The sequence below is a fragment of the Acinetobacter sp. 742879 genome, from assembly GCF_000588535.1.
Taxonomy (GTDB): domain Bacteria; phylum Pseudomonadota; class Gammaproteobacteria; order Pseudomonadales; family Moraxellaceae; genus Acinetobacter; species Acinetobacter pittii.
On the sequence record NZ_JFYC01000021.1, the window covers coordinates 28,798 to 52,157 of the forward strand.

Annotated in this window: 22 protein-coding genes and 1 pseudogene; 12 read left to right on the forward strand and 11 right to left on the reverse strand. The window is 38.1% G+C overall.

Annotated features, from left to right (window positions below):
* Positions 1 to 119: 119 nt before the first annotated feature.
* Entirely contained in the window at positions 120 to 977 is an 858-nt protein-coding gene (locus J690_RS21655) for an SDR family oxidoreductase (RefSeq protein WP_032038334.1), read from the reverse strand.
* Between the two features lie 127 nt (positions 978 to 1,104).
* Between J690_RS21655 and J690_RS21660 the strand changes: the two genes are divergently transcribed.
* Positions 1,105 to 1,458, forward strand: coding sequence for a winged helix-turn-helix transcriptional regulator (locus tag J690_RS21660; RefSeq protein WP_017481458.1), 354 nt, complete (start codon positions 1,105 to 1,107; stop codon positions 1,456 to 1,458).
* 87 nt (positions 1,459 to 1,545) lie between these two features.
* Here J690_RS21660 and J690_RS21665 read toward each other — a convergent pair whose 3' ends face one another.
* Together J690_RS21665 and J690_RS21670 are read right to left on the reverse strand one after the other, a co-directional pair.
* The gene (locus J690_RS21665) at positions 1,546 to 2,100 is read right to left on the reverse strand and encodes a TetR/AcrR family transcriptional regulator (RefSeq protein ID WP_032038336.1); all 555 of its coding nucleotides are present in this window, start codon (positions 2,098 to 2,100) and stop codon (positions 1,546 to 1,548) included.
* A 712-nt stretch (positions 2,101 to 2,812) separates the two neighbouring features.
* Positions 2,813 to 3,055 (reverse strand): CPCC family cysteine-rich protein, encoded by a 243-nt coding sequence (locus J690_RS21670; protein ID WP_032038339.1) that lies wholly within the window; start codon positions 3,053 to 3,055, stop codon positions 2,813 to 2,815.
* 219 nt (positions 3,056 to 3,274) lie between these two features.
* Here J690_RS21670 and J690_RS21675 point away from each other — a divergent pair, with 219 nt between their 5' ends.
* Both J690_RS21675 and J690_RS21680 read left to right on the forward strand, forming a co-directional pair.
* Positions 3,275 to 3,784, forward strand: coding sequence for a GNAT family N-acetyltransferase (locus J690_RS21675; protein ID WP_032003264.1), 510 nt, complete (start codon positions 3,275 to 3,277; stop codon positions 3,782 to 3,784).
* A 112-nt stretch (positions 3,785 to 3,896) separates the two neighbouring features.
* On the forward strand, positions 3,897 to 4,655 hold the full coding sequence (locus tag J690_RS21680; protein ID WP_032038342.1) for an HD domain-containing protein: 759 nt from the start codon (positions 3,897 to 3,899) through the stop codon (positions 4,653 to 4,655).
* A 129-nt stretch (positions 4,656 to 4,784) separates the two neighbouring features.
* Here the strand turns inward: J690_RS21680 and J690_RS21685 are convergent, their stop codons facing one another.
* Positions 4,785 to 6,158, reverse strand: coding sequence for a putative bifunctional diguanylate cyclase/phosphodiesterase (locus tag J690_RS21685; protein ID WP_032038344.1), 1,374 nt, complete (start codon positions 6,156 to 6,158; stop codon positions 4,785 to 4,787).
* Between the two features lie 364 nt (positions 6,159 to 6,522).
* Between J690_RS21685 and J690_RS21690 the strand changes: the two genes are divergently transcribed.
* From J690_RS21690 to J690_RS21705, 4 genes and pseudogenes are all read left to right on the forward strand, one after another.
* Positions 6,523 to 7,029, forward strand: coding sequence for an RNA polymerase sigma factor (locus J690_RS21690; protein ID WP_032038346.1), 507 nt, complete (start codon positions 6,523 to 6,525; stop codon positions 7,027 to 7,029).
* 30 nt (positions 7,030 to 7,059) lie between these two features.
* Positions 7,060 to 8,026: pseudogene (locus tag J690_RS21695) on the forward strand (FecR domain-containing protein).
* A 58-nt stretch (positions 8,027 to 8,084) separates the two neighbouring features.
* Positions 8,085 to 10,616 carry a TonB-dependent siderophore receptor gene (locus J690_RS24640; RefSeq protein ID WP_032038352.1) on the forward strand — a complete coding sequence of 844 codons (2,532 nt, stop codon included), beginning with the start codon at positions 8,085 to 8,087 and terminating at the stop codon, positions 10,614 to 10,616.
* Between the two features lie 154 nt (positions 10,617 to 10,770).
* Positions 10,771 to 11,469, forward strand: coding sequence for a DUF1826 domain-containing protein (locus J690_RS21705; protein ID WP_032038354.1), 699 nt, complete (start codon positions 10,771 to 10,773; stop codon positions 11,467 to 11,469).
* A gap of 105 nt (positions 11,470 to 11,574) precedes the next feature.
* Here J690_RS21705 and J690_RS21710 read toward each other — a convergent pair whose 3' ends face one another.
* Positions 11,575 to 12,033 carry a DMT family transporter gene (locus J690_RS21710; protein WP_228133006.1) on the reverse strand — a complete coding sequence of 153 codons (459 nt, stop codon included), beginning with the start codon at positions 12,031 to 12,033 and terminating at the stop codon, positions 11,575 to 11,577.
* A gap of 24 nt (positions 12,034 to 12,057) precedes the next feature.
* Positions 12,058 to 13,446 (reverse strand): amidohydrolase family protein, encoded by a 1,389-nt coding sequence (locus tag J690_RS21715; RefSeq protein ID WP_032038359.1) that lies wholly within the window; start codon positions 13,444 to 13,446, stop codon positions 12,058 to 12,060.
* Positions 13,447 to 13,580: 134 nt separating this feature from the next.
* On the opposite strand from J690_RS21715, the gene J690_RS21720 reads away from it, so the two are divergent.
* Both J690_RS21720 and J690_RS21725 read left to right on the forward strand, forming a co-directional pair.
* Positions 13,581 to 14,480 (forward strand): LysR family transcriptional regulator, encoded by a 900-nt coding sequence (locus J690_RS21720; RefSeq protein ID WP_032038362.1) that lies wholly within the window; start codon positions 13,581 to 13,583, stop codon positions 14,478 to 14,480.
* A 188-nt stretch (positions 14,481 to 14,668) separates the two neighbouring features.
* Complete coding sequence (locus J690_RS21725; protein WP_032038365.1) at positions 14,669 to 15,697, forward strand: MerR family transcriptional regulator; 1,029 nt, start codon at positions 14,669 to 14,671, stop codon at positions 15,695 to 15,697.
* Positions 15,698 to 15,820: 123 nt separating this feature from the next.
* Here J690_RS21725 and J690_RS21730 read toward each other — a convergent pair whose 3' ends face one another.
* A complete protein-coding gene (locus J690_RS21730) occupies positions 15,821 to 16,291 on the reverse strand; it encodes a Csu type fimbrial protein (RefSeq protein WP_032038367.1) in 471 nt (156 codons plus the stop codon).
* Between the two features lie 512 nt (positions 16,292 to 16,803).
* Here J690_RS21730 and J690_RS21735 point away from each other — a divergent pair.
* Positions 16,804 to 17,241 carry a DUF2147 domain-containing protein gene (locus J690_RS21735; protein WP_032038369.1) on the forward strand — a complete coding sequence of 146 codons (438 nt, stop codon included), beginning with the start codon at positions 16,804 to 16,806 and terminating at the stop codon, positions 17,239 to 17,241.
* 85 nt (positions 17,242 to 17,326) lie between these two features.
* Here J690_RS21735 and J690_RS21740 read toward each other — a convergent pair whose 3' ends face one another.
* The 4 genes from J690_RS21740 to J690_RS21755 form a co-directional block, all read right to left on the reverse strand.
* Positions 17,327 to 18,631: an MFS transporter gene (locus J690_RS21740; RefSeq protein ID WP_032038372.1), complete on the reverse strand. Its 1,305-nt coding sequence runs from the start codon at positions 18,629 to 18,631 to the stop codon at positions 17,327 to 17,329.
* Between the two features lie 339 nt (positions 18,632 to 18,970).
* Positions 18,971 to 19,567, reverse strand: a complete 597-nt coding sequence (locus J690_RS21745) for a cytochrome b (RefSeq protein WP_032038374.1) — start codon at positions 19,565 to 19,567, stop codon at positions 18,971 to 18,973.
* Between the two features lie 12 nt (positions 19,568 to 19,579).
* Entirely contained in the window at positions 19,580 to 20,644 is a 1,065-nt protein-coding gene (locus J690_RS21750; RefSeq protein ID WP_032038376.1) for a catalase family peroxidase, read from the reverse strand.
* A gap of 315 nt (positions 20,645 to 20,959) precedes the next feature.
* The gene (locus J690_RS21755; RefSeq protein WP_032038381.1) at positions 20,960 to 21,523 is read right to left on the reverse strand and encodes a TetR/AcrR family transcriptional regulator; all 564 of its coding nucleotides are present in this window, start codon (positions 21,521 to 21,523) and stop codon (positions 20,960 to 20,962) included.
* Between the two features lie 418 nt (positions 21,524 to 21,941).
* On the opposite strand from J690_RS21755, the gene J690_RS24835 reads away from it, so the two are divergent.
* Both J690_RS24835 and J690_RS24840 read left to right on the forward strand, forming a co-directional pair.
* Positions 21,942 to 22,451 carry a helix-turn-helix domain-containing protein gene (locus tag J690_RS24835; protein ID WP_002120495.1) on the forward strand — a complete coding sequence of 170 codons (510 nt, stop codon included), beginning with the start codon at positions 21,942 to 21,944 and terminating at the stop codon, positions 22,449 to 22,451.
* A 32-nt stretch (positions 22,452 to 22,483) separates the two neighbouring features.
* Positions 22,484 to 23,326, forward strand: coding sequence for an IS3 family transposase (locus tag J690_RS24840; RefSeq protein ID WP_230445321.1), 843 nt, complete (start codon positions 22,484 to 22,486; stop codon positions 23,324 to 23,326).
* The last annotated feature ends 34 nt before the right edge of the window (positions 23,327 to 23,360 follow it).

Consider the following 23,360-nt stretch of genomic DNA (forward strand, 5'->3'; position numbering starts at 1 on the left):
TGTCACTCGAGCAAGTACTCACATTGAAGCTCCTAAAAATTAGTTGGGCGGATTCTAAAATTACCATTGTTAAATATCAAGTTAAAATTTCGTGTCAGTCTAAGCGAAAGAAAATCAGCTTATTTTAAAAACTCTTTCACAGTTTCTTGCATACTTGTCGTTGCACGGCCAATGAGCTGATGCAGATCTTTGCTATCACTATATAAACCGTCTTTAGACACGCCTTCATCCGAATCAGCCAATATATGAGCAAACCCTTCTGGTACACCAACCTGCACTAAGAATGCTTTATATTCTTCTTCGGGTAAATCTTGATAAGTTACATCTTTTTGAGTGATTTCACTTGTCCATTTTGCTACATCATCAAGGGTGTAACTTGTATCACCTGCCAGCTCATAAATCTTATTTTCATGCCCATCTTGCGTTAATACCACAGCAGCCGCTGTTGCATAGTCTAGACGTGAAGCAGAAGAAACTTTACCGTGATGAGTTGCCCCAAAAATTTTGCCATGCTCAACTGCTTGTTTAAGACCCATTGCATAATTTTCGTTGTACCAGTTATTGCGTAATAACGTGTAGGGAATATTCGACGCTTTTAAATATTGTTCAGTTTCAACATGTTCTTGTGCAAGTAAAAGCGGTGTTACATCTGCTTTTAATAAACTTGTGTAAGCAATAAATTTTACATGCGCGAGTTTTGCTGCATTAATAATATTTTGGTGTTGTACTGTGCGTTGACCAATTTCATTTGATGAAATTAATAAAAGCTTATCAATACCTTGCAGTTGCTCTGAAAGTTTTTCTACATCATTAACATAATCAAAAGGACGAACTTCTACCCCTTTTGAACTTAAATCTAAAGCTTTTTCTGGATTACGGACTAATGCCACAATATTTTTTGCTTCGGTCCGTTCAAGTAATTGAGAAATAACGAATTGACCAAGTTGACCTGTTGCACCAGTAACTGCAATACGCATGGTGATCTCCATCTGATGTAATTGAAATATTTCAATCATCGTAGTATCTTCACTTACTAAAAGTAAGTACTTACCTAAAAGTAAGTTCAGCATTAAATGTAAACTTTTGTAATGCAGGTAATGAGCAATGAAAGGTCTAGTTTTTGCAGCAAATTGTCCATCTAGAAAAATTTTGTTAACACTAACAAGCCGTTGGAGCGTTTTAATTTTAGTTGCATTACGTGATCAGCGTTTGCGCTTTAATGAATTAAAAAAATTAATTGATGGCATTAGTGAAAAAATGCTGGCACAAACCTTAAAGTTACTCGAGCAAGATGGCTTTATCTTCCGTCAGGATTATGCTGAAGTACCCCCTCGAGTAGATTATCAACTAACCGACTTTGGTCGAGAAGCTTCCGATAGACTTTTTGATTTAACGGATTGGCTTGAAAATAATATATCTCAGTTATTAGAACAGCAGCCTCGTTCAGACTTAGTTTAATAAGCAAATCTTTGTATATTTAAATTTGCTTCACGATTGATATATCTTCATCTAACTTTGATCAACAAACTTAGATTCCGTACTCCTTTACCCGAACCCCAGCAAAAAACACTCAAGCACTCTCTCCCGCTCAATTGCCACATCCGAACTTAAAAGCTGGATAATTGCACCTTCAATCATATATAAAAATAGCTTGGCATCCTGAAAGGTAGCATCGGTTTTTTGTTTTATAAGCTGGCTATAGATTTCATTAAGTAGCCATGTGCGATATCTCACCGCGGTTATATAGGCTTTTGGATAGGTCAGTTTCGTTTCAAAAATGGCTTTAAATAAAAGGTAGTACATTCCCTCTACATCGGTATGTAAGAAATAAAGCTGTTTGAGTTTTTCCTTCACGCTTGTGCCTTGATCATACCCAACAATTGAAACTACTTTTTCTTTTAAACGTTCTTTTTGCACAATTAGGCAGATTTCAATAAACCGCTCTTTTGAATGAAAAAAGTTATAAAAAGTTGCTTTGGTAATTGCACACTCTTTCACCATTCGGTCGACTCCAACCGTATGAAAGCCGTGATGGTGAAATAAATCAATCGACTTATTAATGACTTGTATTGCACGCGTTGAGAGAACTAAATTTGGCATATTTTTACCACTAAAAATTATTGTTGTTTCTAAATGAGATACTTTTTTTGGGAGAAAAAAGGCACAGCAAAGCCCGTAAGACTGTGCTTGGCACATCTCAAGTTTTATTGTTGATTAAGTTTTAAGACGAAATAATTTAAAGCCTGAAAACCTTACGGCGATCAAACGGCTTTAAATGTTTATGTTGTGTCGTTATAGCTTTTGGCAAGGGCCGCCAAGAAATAATGGATGTGCAAAGCCAACTCCTTTTTATTGGGAGTTCTGCCAGACATTAGAATTATGGTGGCAGAACGGAAGAGGGTTCGCGGACTGGTTTCGACTCCAGCACACCCGAGGGTGTCCCTCTCCCGTCCTACCGCTACGGGAGGGAACGAGATGCACACAAGACTATTCCTCAGAAGAAATAATCCTGATGTGGTCGAAAAAAGCGGTCCGCGACGACCGACTGGCAATGTGGCCAGCAGGCAAAGAATAGTGCCCAACCCCTTTGCAGTCAAGCACACAAAATGACATTTGATTTAAATTAGACCATTAAAAAAGTAAGGCTAAATAATTAAAATTTATTGTTAAATTGGGGTTTATAAAAGACTAAAATAAAGACAAATGGCTATTTTTTCTGCTTTAAGAATTCCAATAAATTGATAAAACCTTATTACATAGGATGTAAATATGTAATTTTATTCCATCCCATTCATACAAGTATATTTATTTATCAAGGTATTTTCTTTTCAAGAGGTTTACGGACATACGGTATCAATTCTTTTTTTATTGCTCCAAATAATTGAAAATTTTGTTTAGCCATATTTAAGCTAATGCCATTTGCCCCACCCATATAATCAGGATCTTCATTTTGAACATTATCATCTTCCCAAAAACAAATTGGACAGATTTCAAACGAATCATAGGCTAAGTCATCAAATGTAAGATAACCACAACATAGACATGCGTAAGACACTATTTTCTCCCATCTTTGTCTATTCCAATAAAGTATACCATCAGAATGTTTAAACACATTTTATGGATAGTTCATGAATGTGTTCCTCTATTTTTAACATCCAAAAATAAAATTTTTTTATAGCTATTATTAGTGATAGTTTATTATTTATTTTAACCCTACTATGAATAATATATTTTTAATAACAATTAAACTTAAGTAATTTATATAAGAAAGATTATGGATTTACATGAAGTGAGTATCTCTACTGAAAGACTCAATCTAACTCCTTTTACGGCAGAAGATGCCGATGAGACATATAACTGTATTACGCCTACTCTGACACGCTATATGGCGTGGGACCCTCAACCAAGACATGAGTTTGATCAAACTTGGAATGCTTGGTTAAAAAACTTCGAAACTGGATCTGAAATTATATTTGTTATAAGAGATGTACATACTCAAATATTTATAGGCCTTGTTGGCCTCCATCGTATGCAAACTCCTCATCCAGAGTTAGGCATATGGATAAGCGAAGATTATCATTATCATGGTTATGGAAGAGAAGCTGTATCAGCAGTCGCTAAGTGGGCAATAGACTTTGTTAAACCAGACTATTTTATTTATCCAGTTGCTGAAGCTAACGCTCCAAGTCGAAAAATTGCAGAATCTCTAGGAGGGAAAGTAGTTTCAAAATCTACAGGCCCAAAATACGAATTTGTAACTTATGAGATTCCTGTTAGTTGTTAATACTTAAAAAAACATAACAATCAAAAGACTAATGATGTCTTAAAAGAGAAAACTTGCAAAAAATCATCTATGATAATATTTTAGAGTAATTACTCTAAAATGAGATCTAATAATGAAAACTAAAAGAATTGGTTCGTATCACTGGATGCAAGCTACCAATGGTCAGCTCAGCTTCAAAGAGAAAATTAAGTTAATTCAAAAAATTATGCTGCCAAGTGTTATGGCCTCTATAAAAATAAATTACTTTCGATTCAAAACTTCTCATGATTTTGATTTTGATCAGATCGTAATACCCGATACTCAAATGGTTAAAGTCGCGCTTGATGAGCTCGAAACTAAAGCAAGTATATCTATCTACAATCATTCATGGCGAACCTATTTCTGGGGCGCTGCCCTAGGCCATATACAAAAACAGCAATTTGATGATGAATCACTTTTAATAGCCTCACTTTTTCATGATATTGGCTTAACTGAGCAACATATTCATAGTAAAGGTTGTAACTGTTTTACCTATGAGAGTGCTAAACAATTTGAACTAAAGGCCAAAGAACATAGCTTTGATGATAAGAAAAGTGAAGTCATTAAAGATGCTATCTGCTTACATATGAACGGCTATATAGATCATTCTGACCCTGCAGAAATTATACTATTACAGCAAGGCGCATCCTGTGATGTGATTAGCGATGGTCTATATAAACTCCCCCTATCTTTTCAAAAGGAAATTTTAGAAAAGTATCCTAGAAAACAGTTTAATAAAGAATTTATTGAGCTTCTTGATTTAGAAAGTAAGAATGTACCAAATTCTCGAACTAGCTTATTAAATAGTCTTGGTTTACCACTCATGATTAAGTCAAATTTATTTAAAGAGTAGAAATATTAATATTTATAAAGTACTTATACCAAGGATTAAAACACTCGGAGTTAGATTTTGGAGAAAAAGCGTAAATCTCTTATATTTAGAATTCTGCTGTTAAATTAAGATTTTTAATTATCCTTTTGCCTATTTTTTGAAATGGGCTATCTGTTCTAAGAAATCATTTAAAGGCATCGGACAGCCCCACAAATAGCCTTGAAACTCAGTACATCCATTACTTTTAAAAGTACTAAATTGTTCATGAGTTTCGATGCCTTCTACTAACACGCGAAGGTTTAAATCCAGTCCAATTTTAATAATACCAGTGACTAATTTATTACTGCGTTTATCATCCAAAGCTGCCTGTACAAAGCTACGATCAATTTTGATTTGACTGATGGGCATTTTTTGTAGATAGCTTAAAGATGAATAACCTGTACCAAAATCATCAAGAGAAAGCTGAACTCCTTGTTTAGATAAGAACTGCATTTTTTCGATCATACTTACACAATTCGTTAAAGCAATATTTTCAGTAATTTCTAATATGAGCCGAGATGGATTGACCTCATATTTTTGAATCAACCCAATCACAGTTTGCTCAAAGTTTGGTTGCATGAAGTGATCAGGACTAATGTTGATTGAAAGCGTAAGATCTTTAGTCTCGGCTTTTTTGCTCCAGTCATGTAAAACTTTACAGGCTTGAGCCAATACCCACTCCCCGATCTCTGGCATTAAGCCAAAACTTTGTGCCGACGGAATAAAATCTTTTGTAGGAATATATTCTGAAACAGGATGATGCCATCTTAATAAGGCTTCCGCGCCTATCAGTGTTTCAGAGGCATTGACTTGTGGTTGATAAAAAAGCTCAAACTGTTGTTTAGCAAGCGCTAAGCGTAAGTCTTGCACCATAGTGCTTTCAGTTTGTATCTCTAATTGCATGGTGTAAATTGAAATACAGATCATGAGCGTAGCGACACAAGTTGCAATCCATCCCCCATGGTCACGAATATCTTCCGGTAAAGGTATGGTGCTCTCAAGATTAAAAGAGCTGCCACTAAAAAATATAAAGCATCCAATCGACAAAAGAATTAAAGTAGCTCGTAAAAAGCTTGGATTTCTACGGTAATTCAAATATCCCAATATCGCCCCAGCGGGTAAAAACAATTGAGCCACTTGCGGACGGTCACTTGTAGCGACATCAAAAAATAAACAAAAAATGACTGGAAAAACAAGCAGAACGACTTGAGATAAAAGAATACCCGCTGAAATGCGGTTTATATAAATAAGAAAAAGGCTAAAGATGGAGATCAGTGTAAAAATGATATCCATACCCACAATTAACCACATTTTTGCAAATATAAAATATGTGGTCCAAAACAAACAAAAAATAATGCAAATAAAGATATTGGCTTTTGCGGCGATTGTAAGCTGCTGGTCCTTTAGGCTGCGGTAATTTTTCTTGTGTTTTTTAAAATAAGACGAAGCGAACATAAATAAATCAACCATAAAATATTTTTTCATAGCCCCTCATCTGGATCATTGATACCCCACTTCAAGATTTACCAAAAAAAAAATGTTTTATTCCTTGTTATTTATACGACTCATCTTGAGACTGTTGTTGTTTTATCGTGGTGGTATAGTTTGGTTGTTTAATTGAACGACGTTGCTTATCAAACACCTTATAATTTTAAAGGATCATCCCCTAACGATACATGTGTCTGCGACTAAGGTACAGGCCCTAAATAGCGAAAAATTAGAGCATAAGAATTTTTAGAATATAGAGCTCTCTTTATTGATATTAATAATAATTATCATTACTATTTAATAATAATTTAACTGTGTGTTTAATTGCGCTACTCATTGCCAATTTGTGGACTCCGCCGCTATGAACTTCAATGTAGAGAAACACGTATGGTTTAGCCAAATTTACCGTTCTCAGCAAACTACGCTTTTATCATGGTTTAAACACAAAATTCAGCACCATCATCAATCTGAAGACCTGAGTCAGGAAGTGTTTTATCGTGCTTTTAAAAGTGGATATTGTTTTCAAAAAATTAAGGAACCACAGGCATGGCTTATGGGCATCGCCAAACATGTCATTATTGACCATTGGCGCCGTCAGCATATTGAAAACTTATATCTAGACGCCCTACAGCATCTTCCAGAAGAATATTATCCCTCTGCTGAACATGAAGTTTATATTCAAGAAACCCTATATCAAGTTCATTTAATATTAGAAAAACTACCCACCCGCACGGCTCAGGTCTTTTTGATGTCTCAACTAGACGGCATGACTTATCGAGAAATTAGTGAAAAAATGAATATTTCTGAAGCTACTGTGAAAAGAGATATGAAACAAGCTTTTTTGGCTTGTATAGACCTCTATAATTAACCCTTTTCAACGCGCTCAAATTTCTACTGTATGTCAGCTATTAATAAAATTCCTCCTCATGTTTTAGATGCAGCCGCAGACTGGTTGGTACTTCTACATTCGGGTGAAATGACAGCATTACAGCAACAACAATTTGAGCAGTGGAAAGCCGAAAAAAAAGAACACCAGCTAGCACTCCAGCAAATGGAAAAATTTAGCCACGGTTTATCAAACCTCGCAGGTAACTTCCCTTCCAAAGCTTTAGTTCAGTCTAATCAAAAATTTAATCTTGCTGCAAAACGCAATATGCTGTTGAGCCTTTCAGGTTTAGTCATCGTTGGCTTGTCTGCCTATTTCATACCTTGGGAAAAATGGCAGTCGGACTATCACACCAAAGTGGGTGAAATTAAAAAAGTATCGTTAAAGGATGGTTCTCAACTGATTATGGCAAGTGATTGCTATGTCGATGTAAATTTCACGCAAGAGAAACGTCAGATAAAGCTGATTGATGGAGAAATTTATATTGAAACGGCAAAGGATGCTCAACATCGGCCATTTATTGTCGAAACCAAGAATGGTTCAGTAGAAGCCTTAGGTACTCAATTTACGGTTCATCAAGAAAATAGCGAACAAACCAAAGTCAAAGTCTATAAACATGCAGTAGCCATTGAACCAGAGAACTCGTCTAAACGCCAAATATTAAAACAAGGTCAACGTGCTTTTTTTGATGAAAAATATATATCAAAAGCTCTTCCTCTCGATAACGATCAGCCCTATTGGACCCAACAACTTTTGGTTGTAGATCAATGGCCACTTCAAAAAGTGCTGGATGAACTATTTCTTTATAAAAAAGGAACTTACCATCTCGCCCCCGAATTAAAAAATATAAAAATTTCTGGCGTATTTTCTCTAAAGAACCCTGAGCAAAGCTTAGAAACTTTGGCCTATAGCCATCAACTTGAATTGAATTATTACAGTCCCTATTTGTTAAATATTAAAAAAAGATAAAAAAATGTGACCCTTTTTTTGATCTGGTTCGACTTATAGAGAAATACACTCCCTGTCGAGAAGACCACATGAAGGATTATCAAGCAAAAAGTAAATTGGCTTTGGCTATACGTGCAGTGCTATGGAGTACGCCATTGGTGGTCACGGCGCTTACCTCAACTTCTATTTACGCTGCGCAAACTTATAGTATTTCAATTCGCCAGAGCACGCTTGATCAGGCCATTAAACAACTGGCTATTCAAACAGGTACCACCATTAGCTACGATAATGCCAGTCTTTCAAAAACAAAAAGCAAAGGGCTTCAAGGGAATTACGCTGTTGAAGATGCTTTAAGTCTGTTATTACAAAACCATCCATTTGAAGCCGTTAAAGTCAACAATAGTGGTTATAGCATCCGAGTGAAGGCTCCACCCGCTCCAATTGAACCCAAAGTTTTTCAGTTAGAAGCCATTAAAACAAAAGCGAATAACAATAATGAATTTAATACGGCAGGCAGTGAAACAGGTACGGCGCATTTAGCAACAATTCATGTTAATGCTGATCATGGTGAAAATTTAACAACCGAAGGTTCAGGTTTATATACGGCGAAGGCGACCACCGCTTCTAATGGCTTAGCTTTAAGTTTGCGAGAAACACCTCAGCTGGTCAGTGTAATCACCAACCAACAAATGAAAGATCAGAACCTCACCCAATTAACCGATGTTGTCAGTCAAGCAGCAGGACTCTCTATTAAACAAGGCGGCAATATTGGTAGTGATAATTCACCTATTTACGCTCGCGGCAAAGAAGTAGATAGTTATTTACTCGATGGCGTGAAGCTCATGAGTTCATATGCAAGTATTTTCCAAAGTCAGGACATGGCTTTATTTGACCGAGTCGAAGTCGTGCGCGGTGCAAATGGCTTAATGACAGGTGCTGGCAGTGCAAGCGCAAGTATTAATCTGGTCCGAAAAAAACCATTACAAGACTTTAAGGCTTCGGTGAGTGCTGACATTGGTTCTTGGGATTCCTACCGTACCGATATTGATGTTTCTACCCCCCTTAATGAGTCTGGAAGTATCCGTGGTCGTACTCTTTTTGCCTACCAAAAGTCAGACTCTTATATCGACCGCTACAATGAAGAACGTAAAGTGGCTTATGCCGTATTAGAAGCTGATTTAACTGAACAAACCAAAGCAAGTTTGGGTGCAAGTTACCAACAACTCGATTTGACTGGTGTCGCTAGAGGTGGTTTACCAAGCTTTTATACAGATGGCACACCGATTAACTGGTCCCGTTCAGATTCAGCGGCGGCGAGTTGGACGGGTTCAGACCGTTCAACGACATCTTACTTTGCTGATATTGAACACCAGTTTAATGACCGCTGGAAATTAAAAGGTATGGTGTCTAGAACCATTACAGATTCGGATGAAATTGTAGGTTATACCTTCTCAAGTAAAGGGATTGATAAAGCTACTGGTAGCGGGGCAATGTTGTATGCAACCCGTTGGGATTATCGCCCTACTCAAGACTTATTCAATTTAACCTTAAACGGTTCATTTGATTTGTTTAATCAAACTCATGACGTGGTGTTAGGCACAACTTACACAAAAAGCAAAAATAAACGTCCAACCTATTCGGGCTGGAATAACGGAATGACATGGGATGGAACTCTAAAAAATATTTTTGCTTGGGATGGCAGTACACCTAACCGCCCCGAAACAAAAATAGATGGTTGGTACAGTGGCGATGATCGTAGCCAATCTATTTTTGGTGCTGTTCGTCTTAAAGCAACCGACAATCTTGCAGTCATTTTAGGCACTCGAATTGAAGACTGGGAGCGCGTAACTGGCAACCATTCAGATGCTGATAATAAGACCACCTACACAACACAAGAAGAAAGTGGCAAGGTGATTCCTTATGTGGGCATTACCTATGATTTCACTGACAACTGGACTGCGTATGCAAGCTACACCAATATTTTTTCACCACAAGATAAGAAAGCTGTTACAGGCGAATACATAGACCCATTAATAGGTAATAGTACCGAGCTGGGTATTAAGGGTGAGTTTTTTGATAATCAATTAAATGTTGGCGCTGCTATTTATCAAACTAAAGAGGACAATACAGCGATTGCATTAGCAGATGTATTTGCTCCAGATGGTTCACAAGCCTATCGAACAGAATCTGGCACCAAAAGTCGCGGCTTTGAAATTGAAGCGACAGGTAAGTTGACTGATTTATGGCAAGTTTCCACAAGCTTTAGCCGTAACTTATCAAAAGATAGCCAAGACAACCGATTAAATACCGGTGTGCCAAATAACACAGTCAAACTGTTTACCACCTATACCCTGCCTTATCTTGATGAAGCCCTGACCATTGGTGGCGGTGTTCGTTGGCAAAGCGAAATCTATGAAAAAAATGCGGTCTCTGCAACAGGTAGATTTACTCAAGAAAGTTACGCTTTAGTCGACTTAATGGCACGTTATAAGGTCAACAATAATCTAATGCTTAACTTTAATGTTAATAACTTATTTAATGAGAAATACCATTTAGGCACCACAAATAGCTATTACGGCGCTCCGACTAATTTTCGAGTGGGTGTTAAATATGAGTGGTAAATAAATTACTCGACCTTTAAAGACCTTACTTCAGAGGCAAATAATGTTCTTCTGAAGTAAGTTTAAGCTGGCGTAATAAATTGCAAGGGAATATTTTTTAGCTAAGCTCAGGCTATAATATTAGACATGCTCTATTATTTTATTTAATTCTCCTATGAAGAATGCGTTTTCTGACAGCAAACAAATTAGACAAGTGTCTAGTTTCCCTGAACTTGTAAATACAAAGTTTCAAGGAGAGACAAATGCGATTTGCTGGCACAGAAATTTGGTTGGCGACTTTAAAGAGATTGTGAGTAAACTTCATTTAAAAGAAAATATTACAGAAGTTTCTGTTGAAGACCTTTTAGCGCTACAACTTTCAGAAAAAGGCAATCTGGCAAGAAAAACTATTTTAGAAGATATCGAGCAGTTAACTGATTTCGGCGCATCGCCAGTACTTAACTTACTTAAACATTATGAACGCGATGAAGAGCTAGGCTTCATTTCAACAGATGTATATTCATTTCATGTTGATCGCTCTCCAATTGAAACCGATACATTCTTATGTACCTATCACGGCGCTGCCAGTGATATTGTGCCCAATAATCAGGTTGAACAAAAAGTTTTAATTCCCGAAATTAGAGAAAAGCTCAAAGAATTACATGATGGCCCAGAAGCTGAATTTGAAGCATTTTTGGCAGAGTATTTTTTTGATTTGCATTATCAGCCTAAACCCGCTGCCCAACCTGTAAATTTAGGCACGGGACATATTTGGCGTTTGGCCGTAGATCATCCAACTCAAAAGGTTTTGCCTTGTGTTCATCGAGCACCTGTTGAAAAAGATGGTGAATATCGATTGCTGTTGATTTGTTAAATGTTTAGGTGGCTCACTGGTCTTTAATGACTGAAATATATTGCCACCCCATGACTGGAATGGCTTGAAGTCACTTTATATCAACAATATTGGTTTTAAAGCCTCTTATCTGTCACCGAAAAGAGCAATCCCTAGACCTATCAGCATGACCATTGTTCCACATAGTTTAAACATGGAAACTGGTCGTTCGGCCGCCCCTAGTAATCCAAAATGATCAATCAACAATGACGAGATAATTTGTCCAGCAATTGCCAGCCCCAGCAAAGCCGATAACCCGATTCTAGGTGCAAGGACTACGTAGCTCAGTAATGCGCAAGAACCTAGAACCCCACCTAAAAGGGTCCACCACGGCTGGGTTGGAATAGCGATCAGCGAAGTAGCTATTCCTCCTCGCATTAGAGAATAAATCCCAAGGCATACCGCACCAGCAGTAAATGAAAATAATGCCGCAGCGACAGAATTCCCGCCTATACCTTTAGCCAGTTGGCCATTCAATGTGGTTTGTAGAGTAATCCCCAGCCCCGCACCAAAAGCCATGAGGTAATAGATAACATTTATAGACATATTGTTTGCTCCCTCTTAGACAACTTATTCCAGAGGTAGAAACGTCTCGGTAAAAATATCTGGAGTATAACCAGCCGCAACGAAAAGATGCTGGCGAGATTCATCAATCGCTGCACGAAGTTGCTCACTGTCCACACCCAACACTTTACCGTCACGTTTAACGATTCTTCCACCAATCATCACCGTATCGATATTGCTGCGTTCAGTTGCATGAACAACCGTGCCAAATGCATTACCAGACGGATAAAGGTTAATGTCATCCGTTCGAATTAATATCAGGTCAGCTTGTTTACCGGGTGTCAGGCTGCCGATTTTTTCTTGCAGACCTGCACAAGTAGCACCATCAGCCGTTGCAGCTTTGAGAAGGTTTTGCGCCTGAAAGGTCACTGGCGAATGTGCCGAACCACAACATTTGTTTTGGTGCATGCCCATTACACGCTGTAAGTAAAATGCTACGCGCATTTCCATAAACATATCGCCACTATAAGACGTTTCATTATCTACACTCAAACCAGGTCTAATGCCATGACGTAGAGCCGATTGCATGGCAAACATACCGTCTTCGATACCATAGTGAGCATCTGATCGTGGGCATACGTTTACTCGCACTCCAGCTTCGCGCAAAATTTTCCATCCAGCATCTGGCAGCGAGGTACAGTGGTTAAAGATATTATCTGGCCCTAACAGACCTTGTTGATGCAGACCCTCTAGTGCAGCAGCCATTTCCCCACCAAAAAATTCAGTAATGATTGGTAGCCCTAATCTGCGTGCCTCAGCCCATAATTCGGGTTCTAACTGAGCCATGGCAGCTAATGATACCAAACCGTTTTTACTATTTTTAAAATATTTTTCTTGAAGACGTTCGAGATTACTAGGCCAGTTCGCTCTATCCCAATCTCCTGTTACTGGTGCACCAGAAGCGTGTACAGCCCGAATACCAGCATCTAGTAAAGCTTCAACAGCCGCATCAGAGTGGGCCGCACTGCGACTATTGTGTGAGTTATCAATCAATGTTGTGATACCCGCATCTATACAACCTAGAGCTGTAAGCAAATTACCGATGTACATATCTGCTGGGCGATAATACTTGGCAAAAGAATAATGCGTCGCGTTGCAATAGTCTTCTAAGCTTTCGGCATTCGGATTAATCCGTCGTAATTGTCCTTCCCATGAATGTCGATGAGTATCAACCATACCCGGCATCGCGATCATATTGGATGCATCAATAATAGCTGCACCTTCGGCTTCTAAATTTTCACCAACGGCGATAATCGTACCGTTCTCGATAAGAATATCTCCGCGAACCATGTTCCCAATTACGCTATCCATGCTTAGGATCGTCGCCCCGCGAATCAGTGTTCTATTTGGCGAAGACTCAGTCAGCTGCACTATGTTTCTGTTGTAATCAGTCATCATTATTCCAACTTCTCAAATGTATGCTGAAAATCTATCTGAAGTGATAATGCTGAAAAAGCTGGTTAAACTGTTTTTATTATTCAGTAAAAACGAATAATCTAAGAGTGTGAGTATAGTATTGGGACAAAGGTATGAGATTGGATCGTATTCAGGCAATGCAGATTTTTGTTCGGGTGGCAGAAGCTGGGAGCTTTATCCACGCGGCAGAAGCACTTTCACTACCCGCTTCAACAGTCACCAGCACAGTTAAAAATCTTGAAAAGTATTTACAGGTACGCCTATTAAATAGGACAACGAGACGGGTTAGCCTGACTCCAGAGGGAGCAGAATATCTCATCCAGTGCCGAGAAATAATCGACCTCATTGAACACACCGAATCCAACCTGACTAACGCCATCAAACAGCCACAGGGCCGATTACGAGTTGATATGCCTGCGGGCATTGCTCATTCGGTCATCATGCCCAATCTGCAAGAGTTTCAACAGCGTTATCCTGATATTTATCTCATGATAGGTGTCAGCGATAGACAAGTAGACCTGATTAAGGAAGGCGTGGACTGTGTAATCCGCATGGGAAATTTAGAGAACTCCACGCTGGTAGCCCGCCCTCTTGGTGAGTTTCACTGGGTCACATGCGCTTCAGCTGCATATTTAAAAGAAAATGGATTTCCACAAACTCCCAATGATTTGGAACATCACCGAGCTATTCATTATTTTTCAGGGAGCAACAGACACGCTGGTGAAATGCGCTTTGTACGAAATGAAGAAAAAAAAACCGTACAAATGAATGGTACTGTTGCCGTTAATGAAACTGAGCTTTATATCAAAATGTGCCTTGAAGGATATGGCCTCGCTCAACTTGCAGAAAGACTTGTGATAGATCACTTAAAAGAAAAACGACTAATCGCAGTATTACAAGACTGGTGTCCACCACCTGTTGCCGTGACTTTACTTTATCCACATCAGCGTTTTCTTTCACCAGCAGTACGGGTGTTTTCTGACTGGATAGACGACCTCATTAGGAATTATTAAACCAACTCACTTTAAAAGACCTTTTTTTAAGATCTCGCAATGAAACTCAGGTAATTATTGAAATAAAGAGATAAATTCGAATATTTACTAAAGCGAAAATAATGAAAAAATATGATTTAAAGTAGTTGACCCTCACGTAACGTAAGCCCCTAGCATAAAACACGCCTAAGGAAGAAGGAGCTAAAAAGATGCTGTTAAAAGTTGGTGAATTGGCTAAGCAAACAGGACTTACTGTCCGTGCTCTTCATCACTATGACGATATCGGTTTACTTCAGCCTTCGGTCCGTTCCGATACAGGTTATCGACTATACACCCGTAAAGACATTACTCGTTTGCATCAGATTCAAGCATTACGAGGACTGGGAATGTCGTTAGCCGAAATCCATACGGTTCTTGAAGACCCCAATCTTGCACTTTTACCGATTATTGATCAGCAGATTCAAGCAATTGATCAAAGGCTGACAGAGCAAAAGAAATTGCGAAATCAGCTCAGCAAACTTAAATCTCAGATCATAAGTGGTGAAGAGCTTGGTTTGGAGGATTGGCTAAAAACACTGGAGCTTATAGCGATGTTTGACAAATACTTTACAAAAGAAGAACTTGAAAAACTTACTTTCTTACAAGCAGGCACTAAAAGCCACCAAGAATGGCAAGGGTTAACTCAAGCAGCAAATGCACTATTTAATGCTGGCGAATCATCTAATAGCGAAGCCGCTCAAGACCTGGCACGAAAGTGGATGAAAACTCTTGAGCACAATACGCGAGCTAACCCAGAATGGTTAGTTAAACTAAATGCCATAAATTCAGCCGAACCTGAATTTCAGGAAAAATTAGGCGTAACTCCAGAAGTTGTTGAGTTTTTACTTAAAGCTTTTTCTGAGAGTAAGCTGAGTATTTTTGCCCGTTATTTATCTGATGATGAGTTTACTTTTTTAAAAGAAAATTACATTCGTGAGATGAAAAAATGGCCTCAATTATTGGTCGATATTGAAAAATTGATTGATGCCGAGGTCACACCAGATAGTGATGGAGCGAAGCATTTGGCACAACAATGGCTCTCTATGCTACAAGGCTATGCTGGCAAAAACCCAAGTACTCAAGAAAAAATCCGTACAGCAATGCAAAATGAACCAAGCCTTGCTGACGGTACTTGGCTCAAACCAGTGACTCTACAATTTCTGGAAAAAGCGGTAGCAGCACTAATGCGTGGTGCTTAGTTCTATCAAAGCAGCTGGCTACACCATAATTTGGTGTAGCTTTTTAAAATACTCTATTCACCCCTAAAAACAGGTTTTTTATAAATTAGTTTTTGATATTTATAATTATTTTGGTTTCTACAATTAATATATAACATTCACACGAACCCAATCTTCATACTTGGTTGCCTGAACATTCGTACTTGATATGATTGCCCCGTGAATAGGAATATTTTCTTTCATCCCTGTCGCAATTCGTGAACGAACTTTATCTGCCGCCCCTCCCCAAATTTGAGTATGGCCTGCATCTTGATAAAGTACATATGCAACAGATGCTGGGCTGGAAGTAGATTTAAGTTCAAAGTTATTGTCAGAGGTTACAGCCAATTGATAGGGTGTATTTTTGCTGCATTGCACAGTTACATCCGTTCTTGCAGTAGGAACTGGCTGAGCACGTTCAACCGAACCAAAATCTAGGTTTCCTTGTGTGGAAACTTCACAAGTTTCTAGAATGGTTAAACTGACCCTTAATGATGTAGATGCATTGCCAGCATCTGCACTATTTATTATCAGCATTCCCATAAGAGAAAATAAGGCATGTCTAATGACTTTCATGTCTTCTCCTTAACTTTTTGTTCTAATGTCTAATCATCTTTATATTGTGTTTTTTCTGTTCCTATTAAAGAAACAGCTTTTCAGGATTCTTTAGTTATAAGACTTAATATTGCACAGTGTCAATCTATACTAATCACATGATTTGCATATTATTTTTATAATTTGTGATGAGTTACACGCAATCTAACCAATTTAAAAAGTAGTGGATGTTTTTTATTTCTCCTAAGCGTAAATTTTGTCATTATTTATCAAATTGTATGCAGTTTAATCACCCCACTACTTCTAAAAATTATCAGTAATTTATAATCTGCTTTTAAATCTTGCGTAATCATTCTGTCCATTCTCGCAATTGCATAAAAAAACCGATCAAAATAATATCCAAACAAATAGATTATAACTTTGCATATTATTTAGCTTATAGATTTAATCCTGAGAAAATTGTGAAGTTAAATTTAAAATGAATAATTCTGGCCTTTAAAAACCATTTATTTTTAATTAGAGAAACTATTGATATGAAAAAATATTTATTATTAATTTTATTCAGCTTTTATTCGGTTCATTCATTTGCTTCGGACAAACTACATGGCAGTGTTTGGAAAACCATTGATGATGCAACCAATCAACCTCGAGCGCTGGTAAGATTTAACCAAGATAAAAATGGCAACCTCTCTGCAAATATCGAAAAAATACTTGTTCCAAGTGAAGCTAACAAATGTACGATGTGTGAAGGTACCTACAAAAACAAATCTTTGATTGGCTTAACCATCGTTAAAAATTTAAAAAGTGTGGGTCAAAATAAATATGACAAAGGATCTATTCTCGACCCTCAGTCAGACAAGACCTATCGCTTTAGCCTAACAGTATCGCCAGATGGTGAAAAACTTACCGCGCGTGGCTACATTGGTATTTCTGCAATTGGCCGAAACCAAACGTGGTATCGAGTTAAATAGCTCATGAACTAGCATTAACCAACTCTTTATAGCTACTTACCGATCATAATTACAATCAATATGTGCATGATGCATATAATAGTTTTTATGATCGGTACTTAGCTTGAATCATCAGCATGATAATGACGAGTAGCGAAGGTATTGCAGCAATCACGAATAAATGGGTAATGACCAGAAATTGGGAAAGGTAGCCACCAAATAGCGGCCCAATGACCGAACCCAAACGGGCAATTCCGATACTCCAGCCCACCCCTGTAGTACGAAGTGAAACTGGGTAATAACTGGCAGACAGTGCATTAATCGCAGGTTGCCCACCCACAATGGCAAAGCCAGCAATAAAAATGATAATAAATAATAAAACAATATGGCTAACCGCATAGCCAATTAAAGCAACACTCATCACTGCAACCAAAAAAACAGGAATTAATACTTTATAAAATCCTGTCTTATCGATTTTAAGGCCCATCACCACACTACCAATCGTACCGCCTAATTGTAGAGTGGAACCGATCATCAATGCCTGATTTAATGAAAGTCCTGACTCTTTGGCCAAAGTCGGGAGCCAGTTCGCCAGAAAATATAGACTGATCATATTTAAGATACTAATGATCCAGATGGAATAGGTAAAAAACGCGCGCTGATTTTTAAACAACTCAAGCGGCGACTTTTTAACCTCAACTTCAGTGTTATTAATAATTTTTATTTCTGAATTAAATGTTAAGGCCGGATAGAACTTCTTTAACCAAAATAAAATTTTAGGAGTATTTTTATTATCTTCACTCAAAAAATATAAAGATTCTGGTAACTTAAAATATGTGATAAAGAAAATAATTAAAGGAACAATACCACCAAAATAGAAAATTGCCTGCCAGCCTCCCCAAGGAACTAATAAGGCGGATATACCGCCCCCTAACATTGCCCCTACCGTATAGCCACAAGAAATGACCATCATGGTAAAAATACGAGATTTGAATGGAACAATTTCGGAGCTATAAGCCATAACATTTGGCATGATCCCTCCTAAAAAAATTCCTGTAACAAAGCGGATTGCAGTCAATTGTTCAATATTACCTACATGTGGCGTCACCAGCATCAATACCGAGAACATAAAGGTTGAGATCAGTAAGATGGGACGGCGGCCAAACCGATCAGAGAGTGAACTTAATAAAAATGATCCGACAAACAAACCAAATAAGCTGGCGCTAAACACAATCCCTAGCATGGATTTTTGAACGCCCCATTCTTCTATAATCATTGGGGCTGCGTAAGCCATAGACTGAATGTCATAGCCATCCATAATCATCAGTAATAAACAGGTGATCAGAATAAATTTTTGATAGCGTCCAACTTTCTGCTGATTGATCAGATCACTTAATGCAACTTCTTTCATGGTATTCCCTTCTCCATGACATGCTTTAAATTAATTCATTTTAATTATGCAATACGTAATTGATTTACGATTAACGTAAAATAAAATAGCAATAATATGCCAACAAAGTCAAAATATTATTTTTTTATAATATAAACAAAAAGTTAGATCGGATGATTTGATTCTATCGAAGTAATGAGCTCATCTTATTGCACGTGATCTATGGTCTGCTCATCTAACAAAAATTAAGCAAACCATACATCCTATTATTTAAATTATTTTTAGATTCAAACAGATGATTTAAAAAGCACTCCAAAGCTTTTCCCTCTCATCCGCCTGATCTGAGCTAAATAATTCCCCTCAATCAGCATTCTCCTTTTCAGCAGAAGACCTATTACTTGATGGTTCAGAAGAACCCAAAGCCATACTTGAGAATACGCCATCGCGATAAATCCATGCATGTAATAACGCAGCAGACAGATGACCAATAACCACAGCAAATAGTAGCCAAGCTAAAACTCCGTGTAGAGTACGGAACCATGCATAGAGCGTCGAGTTGGTTGGAGCGATTGGTGGAAGATCCCAACCCGGAAATAGAGTTACAGGCCAATTCCCTGCCGATAGCGTAGCCCATCCGAGCAATGGCAAACTAAACATTAAAATATAAAGCAGCCAATGTGATGCATGGGCCATAAACGCCTGCCAGCGCGGTACAGTCGGCGGCAAAGGTGGAATTGGAAAATAGAGTCGGTTTATTAACCTTATGATGACCAATAATAAGATTGCGATTCCTAAAGGACGATGGATATCGATTAACCACGGACGCCAAGTGATTGAGGTTGTCATTCCCACACCAATAAATAGCATGGCCAAAATCGCTACCGCCATAAGCCAATGTAGTATTCGAGCAGTCAAATTAAAATGACGTGGAGCATTATTGTTAGATTTGTTTTGCATGGCTGATCTCTCCTATTTGCCCACGGCATCCGTTGCTTTGCCAAATCCAATTTCACGTAAGCGAGCATTGTAAGACTGTGAATAGATGCTTGCTCGAGCGGCAAGTACCGGATCATCTGATAACTCAATTCCGGGTGGAACTAGTGTTGGATCAAAGTTAATGTCACGGCAAACGCCATTTACCTGTTCAGTTACATTTTTGACTTCCAATGTTCCTGCTATCACTTCTTTACGTTCTTTTGGCCAAGGTTGAGATGGGTCATTCACTGGGTCTCCCGGCTCGGCAAGTTGCAAAACCAAATCCCAATAGAGCGGCCCTTCAGCTAAACGTTTTTTGATGTCTTTAAATAAGAAATCATGGCCAGCTTGATCACGTTGTTCTTTCGTCAGGCTAATAAATTTTGAATGAGGACGCATAGACCAACGAACTGGCTGTTCTTGTCCATTAGCGGCCTGCAATATAAAAGCATTTACGACATAAAATTCTGCGCCGCTGAAACTACCGGTTAATGGCATCTTCGCCTTTTGCTCAATAGACTTACGTGCTTCTGGATATTCTTTTAAGAAAGCCTCAACAAGGGCTGGATCGGGTTTGCCAGTAGATGGAACTGGTTTAAATGCTTTTTGCTGCGCCAAAAAACCTTCTGCATTTCGCGTAGGGAAATAGGGAAAGTTGTTTAATTTCATGCGCCATTGTGAATGATCAGCTGCGGAAAGTAATAAAGCCATACTTACTGTTGCTGTCGAATTATCTGCCGCATGCGGGTTACCACTTCCAATAGAAAAACGGCCAATCGCGGGTATATCAGACTTGGCAAATACAGTGGCTTTAGAGAGTGCCGCCGCCGCACCATTACTGTGGTAAGTACCATCAAAACAAATACCCTTACCGTGTGCACGTCGATATCCGGGATCAAAGTTATTTAATGAGTCTCCCAAAAAAGTTTTGCTTGTGGTGCGATGTCCAAATAGACCAGCGACCCAAGCAAATGCCAATACTAAAGAGCCCGCGATTACAGCAATACCCACGAATCGCAGCCAATACTTCTTTAGAGTTTTAAAATTCAAATTATCCATTCTTTATCCTGTGTAAATTGTATGGCTGCATCCCTAAAAAAGAGTTTGATCATGTCAAAAGAGACTTACTTACATTGATGGAATCACGTTCAAAATTAGCTCAGTAAATAAAATCCCAAAGTTCTGGATCCAATAGAGATAAGCCTTAATATAATATTTATTTCCCGATCATATAAGGTACGCACCTCGGGGTTAGTATTAATCTTATTAACATTTGAATGGAGATAAATACAGCATGGTAACGAAGAATCTAGAAGCGCCGACATTGACCGAAAGAGTCCGAAGAGGTGATCTTTTTAAAAGCGAGCTCGTTAACTAATGATGATTGATCATAGAGATGAGAAAACAATCCAACACCTTTTCCCGATCGACTGCCCCATCTGAACTTAAAAGCTGAATAATTATGCCTTCAATCATATATAGAAATAGCTTGGCGTCCTGAAAAGTCGCATCCCTTTTGAGTGCTCTAAGCTGGCTATAGATTTCATTAATGAGCCATGTTCTATATCTCACTGCGGTTTGATAGGCTTTTGGATGAGTCAGTTTTGTTTCAAACATGGCTTTAAACAATAAATAGTACAGTCCCTCTAAATCAGTATGTAAGAAATAAAGTTTCTTAAGTTTTTCCTTTACGCTTGCGCTTTGGTCGTACTCAACAATTGAAACCACTTTTTCTTTTAAACGTTCTTTTTGTACGATCAGACAAATTTCAATAATCCGCTCTTTTGAATGAAAAAAGTTATAAAAGGTCGCTTTGGTAATTTTTGACTCTTTAACAATTCTGTCGACCCCAACCGTATGAAAGCCGTGATGCTGAAATAAATCAATCGACGTATTAATAACTTGTATGGCACGGGAGGAAAGCACTAACTTTGGCATAGTTTTACCGTTATAAAAATTCTTGTTGTATATAAATGAGATAAAAAACCTGTGCCCTTTCTGGGAGAAAAAAAGGCGCAGCAAAGCCTATAAAGACTGTGCTTGGCACATCTCAAGTTTTATTGTTGAGTAAGTTTTTTGGTCGTGACGATTTAAAGCTTGAAAACCTTAGGGCGATCAAACTGCTTTAAACGTTTAAGCTGTGTCGTAATAGCTTATGGCAAGGGCCGCCAAGAAATAATGGATGTGCAAAGCCAACTCCTTTTTATTGGGAGTTCTGCCAGACATTAAATTTATGGTGGCAGAACGAAAGAGGGTTGACGGACTGGTCATAGAGCCAGCACACCCGAAGGTGTCCCCCTCCCGTTCTGAACTGCACCCCATAAGTTAGACTTTTAAAACTTATGAGGTGTGCTCTATGCCAATTCCGAAGCATTCAAAAGAGTTAAAATTAAAAGTCATTCAAGCTTATTTAGAGGGAAGTAAAGGATATAAAATCCTTTCACAAGAATTTAATGTAGATCTCCAAACCATCCGCTTATGGATTGAAAACTATAAGGCACAAGGTGAAGATGGCCTGAATGTTAAAACTAAAAAAACCTACTACTCTTCCGAATTTAAAATCAAGGCTGTACAAATGCTTCTTGATAAGATACCGGTAAGAGAAGTTAGAAGACGGTTAAATCTGAGCGGGACGTCAATTTTAAGAAGGTGGCTAGCTCAGTATCATAAAGAAGGGATTGCTGGGTTTAATACCACGAGGATTTATACCAATATGCTTAAACAAGATAAAACTAAAATAACCAAGTCTGTAAAAGATGACAAAGATAAATCTCAGCAGGAGCTCATTGATGAAGTGACCGCTTTACGAGCAGAGGTTGCCTTTTTAAAAAAGCTAAAAGCCTTAAAACTGAAGCAACGTACCTAAATTCAATTTCTACTGCAGACAGTGTTCAAGTTATTTCAGAATTAAGGCAAATTTATCCATTAAAGCTCTTACTCAGTATTGCCAAGATCGCTCGTAGTACTTATTTCTATCACATGAAAGCTGTACGCTCTAAGGATAAATATACTGAGTTAAAACAGCAGATCAAGTCCATATATCACAAGCATAAGGGATGCTATGGCTATCGTAGAATTACTCTTGCTCTGAAAAGTACAGGAATAATAATCAACCATAAATGTGTATATCGTCTTATGAAAACTATGGGACTTAAATCACGTATCAGAGCACTAAAATATCGCTCATATAAAAGTGGTTGTGTCGGGATGGTGGCCGATAACATTATGCAACGGCAATTTAAAGCGAACCGTCCCAACCAGAAATGGGCAACTGATGTGACGGAATTTAATGTTAACGGTGAAAAACTTTATCTATCACCAATTATAGATTTATTTAATGGGGAAATTATTACCTTCCGGATCCAACGTAAACTCAATTATGAGTTAGTGAAAGATATGCTCATTCATGCTTTAGCTAAACTTAAGCGACATGAGAAACCAATTCTCCATTCAGATCAAGGATGGCAATATCAAATGGCTCATTATCAACAGCAATTAAAGCAACATGGTTTAATTCAAAGTATGTCTCGTAAAGGAAATTGCTTAGATAATGCTGTAATAGAAAGCTTCTTTGGAATATTAAAATCGGAGTGCTTTCATGGTGAAAAATTTCAATCAACTGATGAGTTAGAGAAAACTATACGAGAGTACATTCATTATTATAATCATGAGAGAATCAAGGTGAAGCTACAAGGTTTATCCCCTGTACAATATAGAAACCAGTTTTTAAAAACTGCTTAACTAACTGTCCAACTTTATGGGGTCAGATCATTCC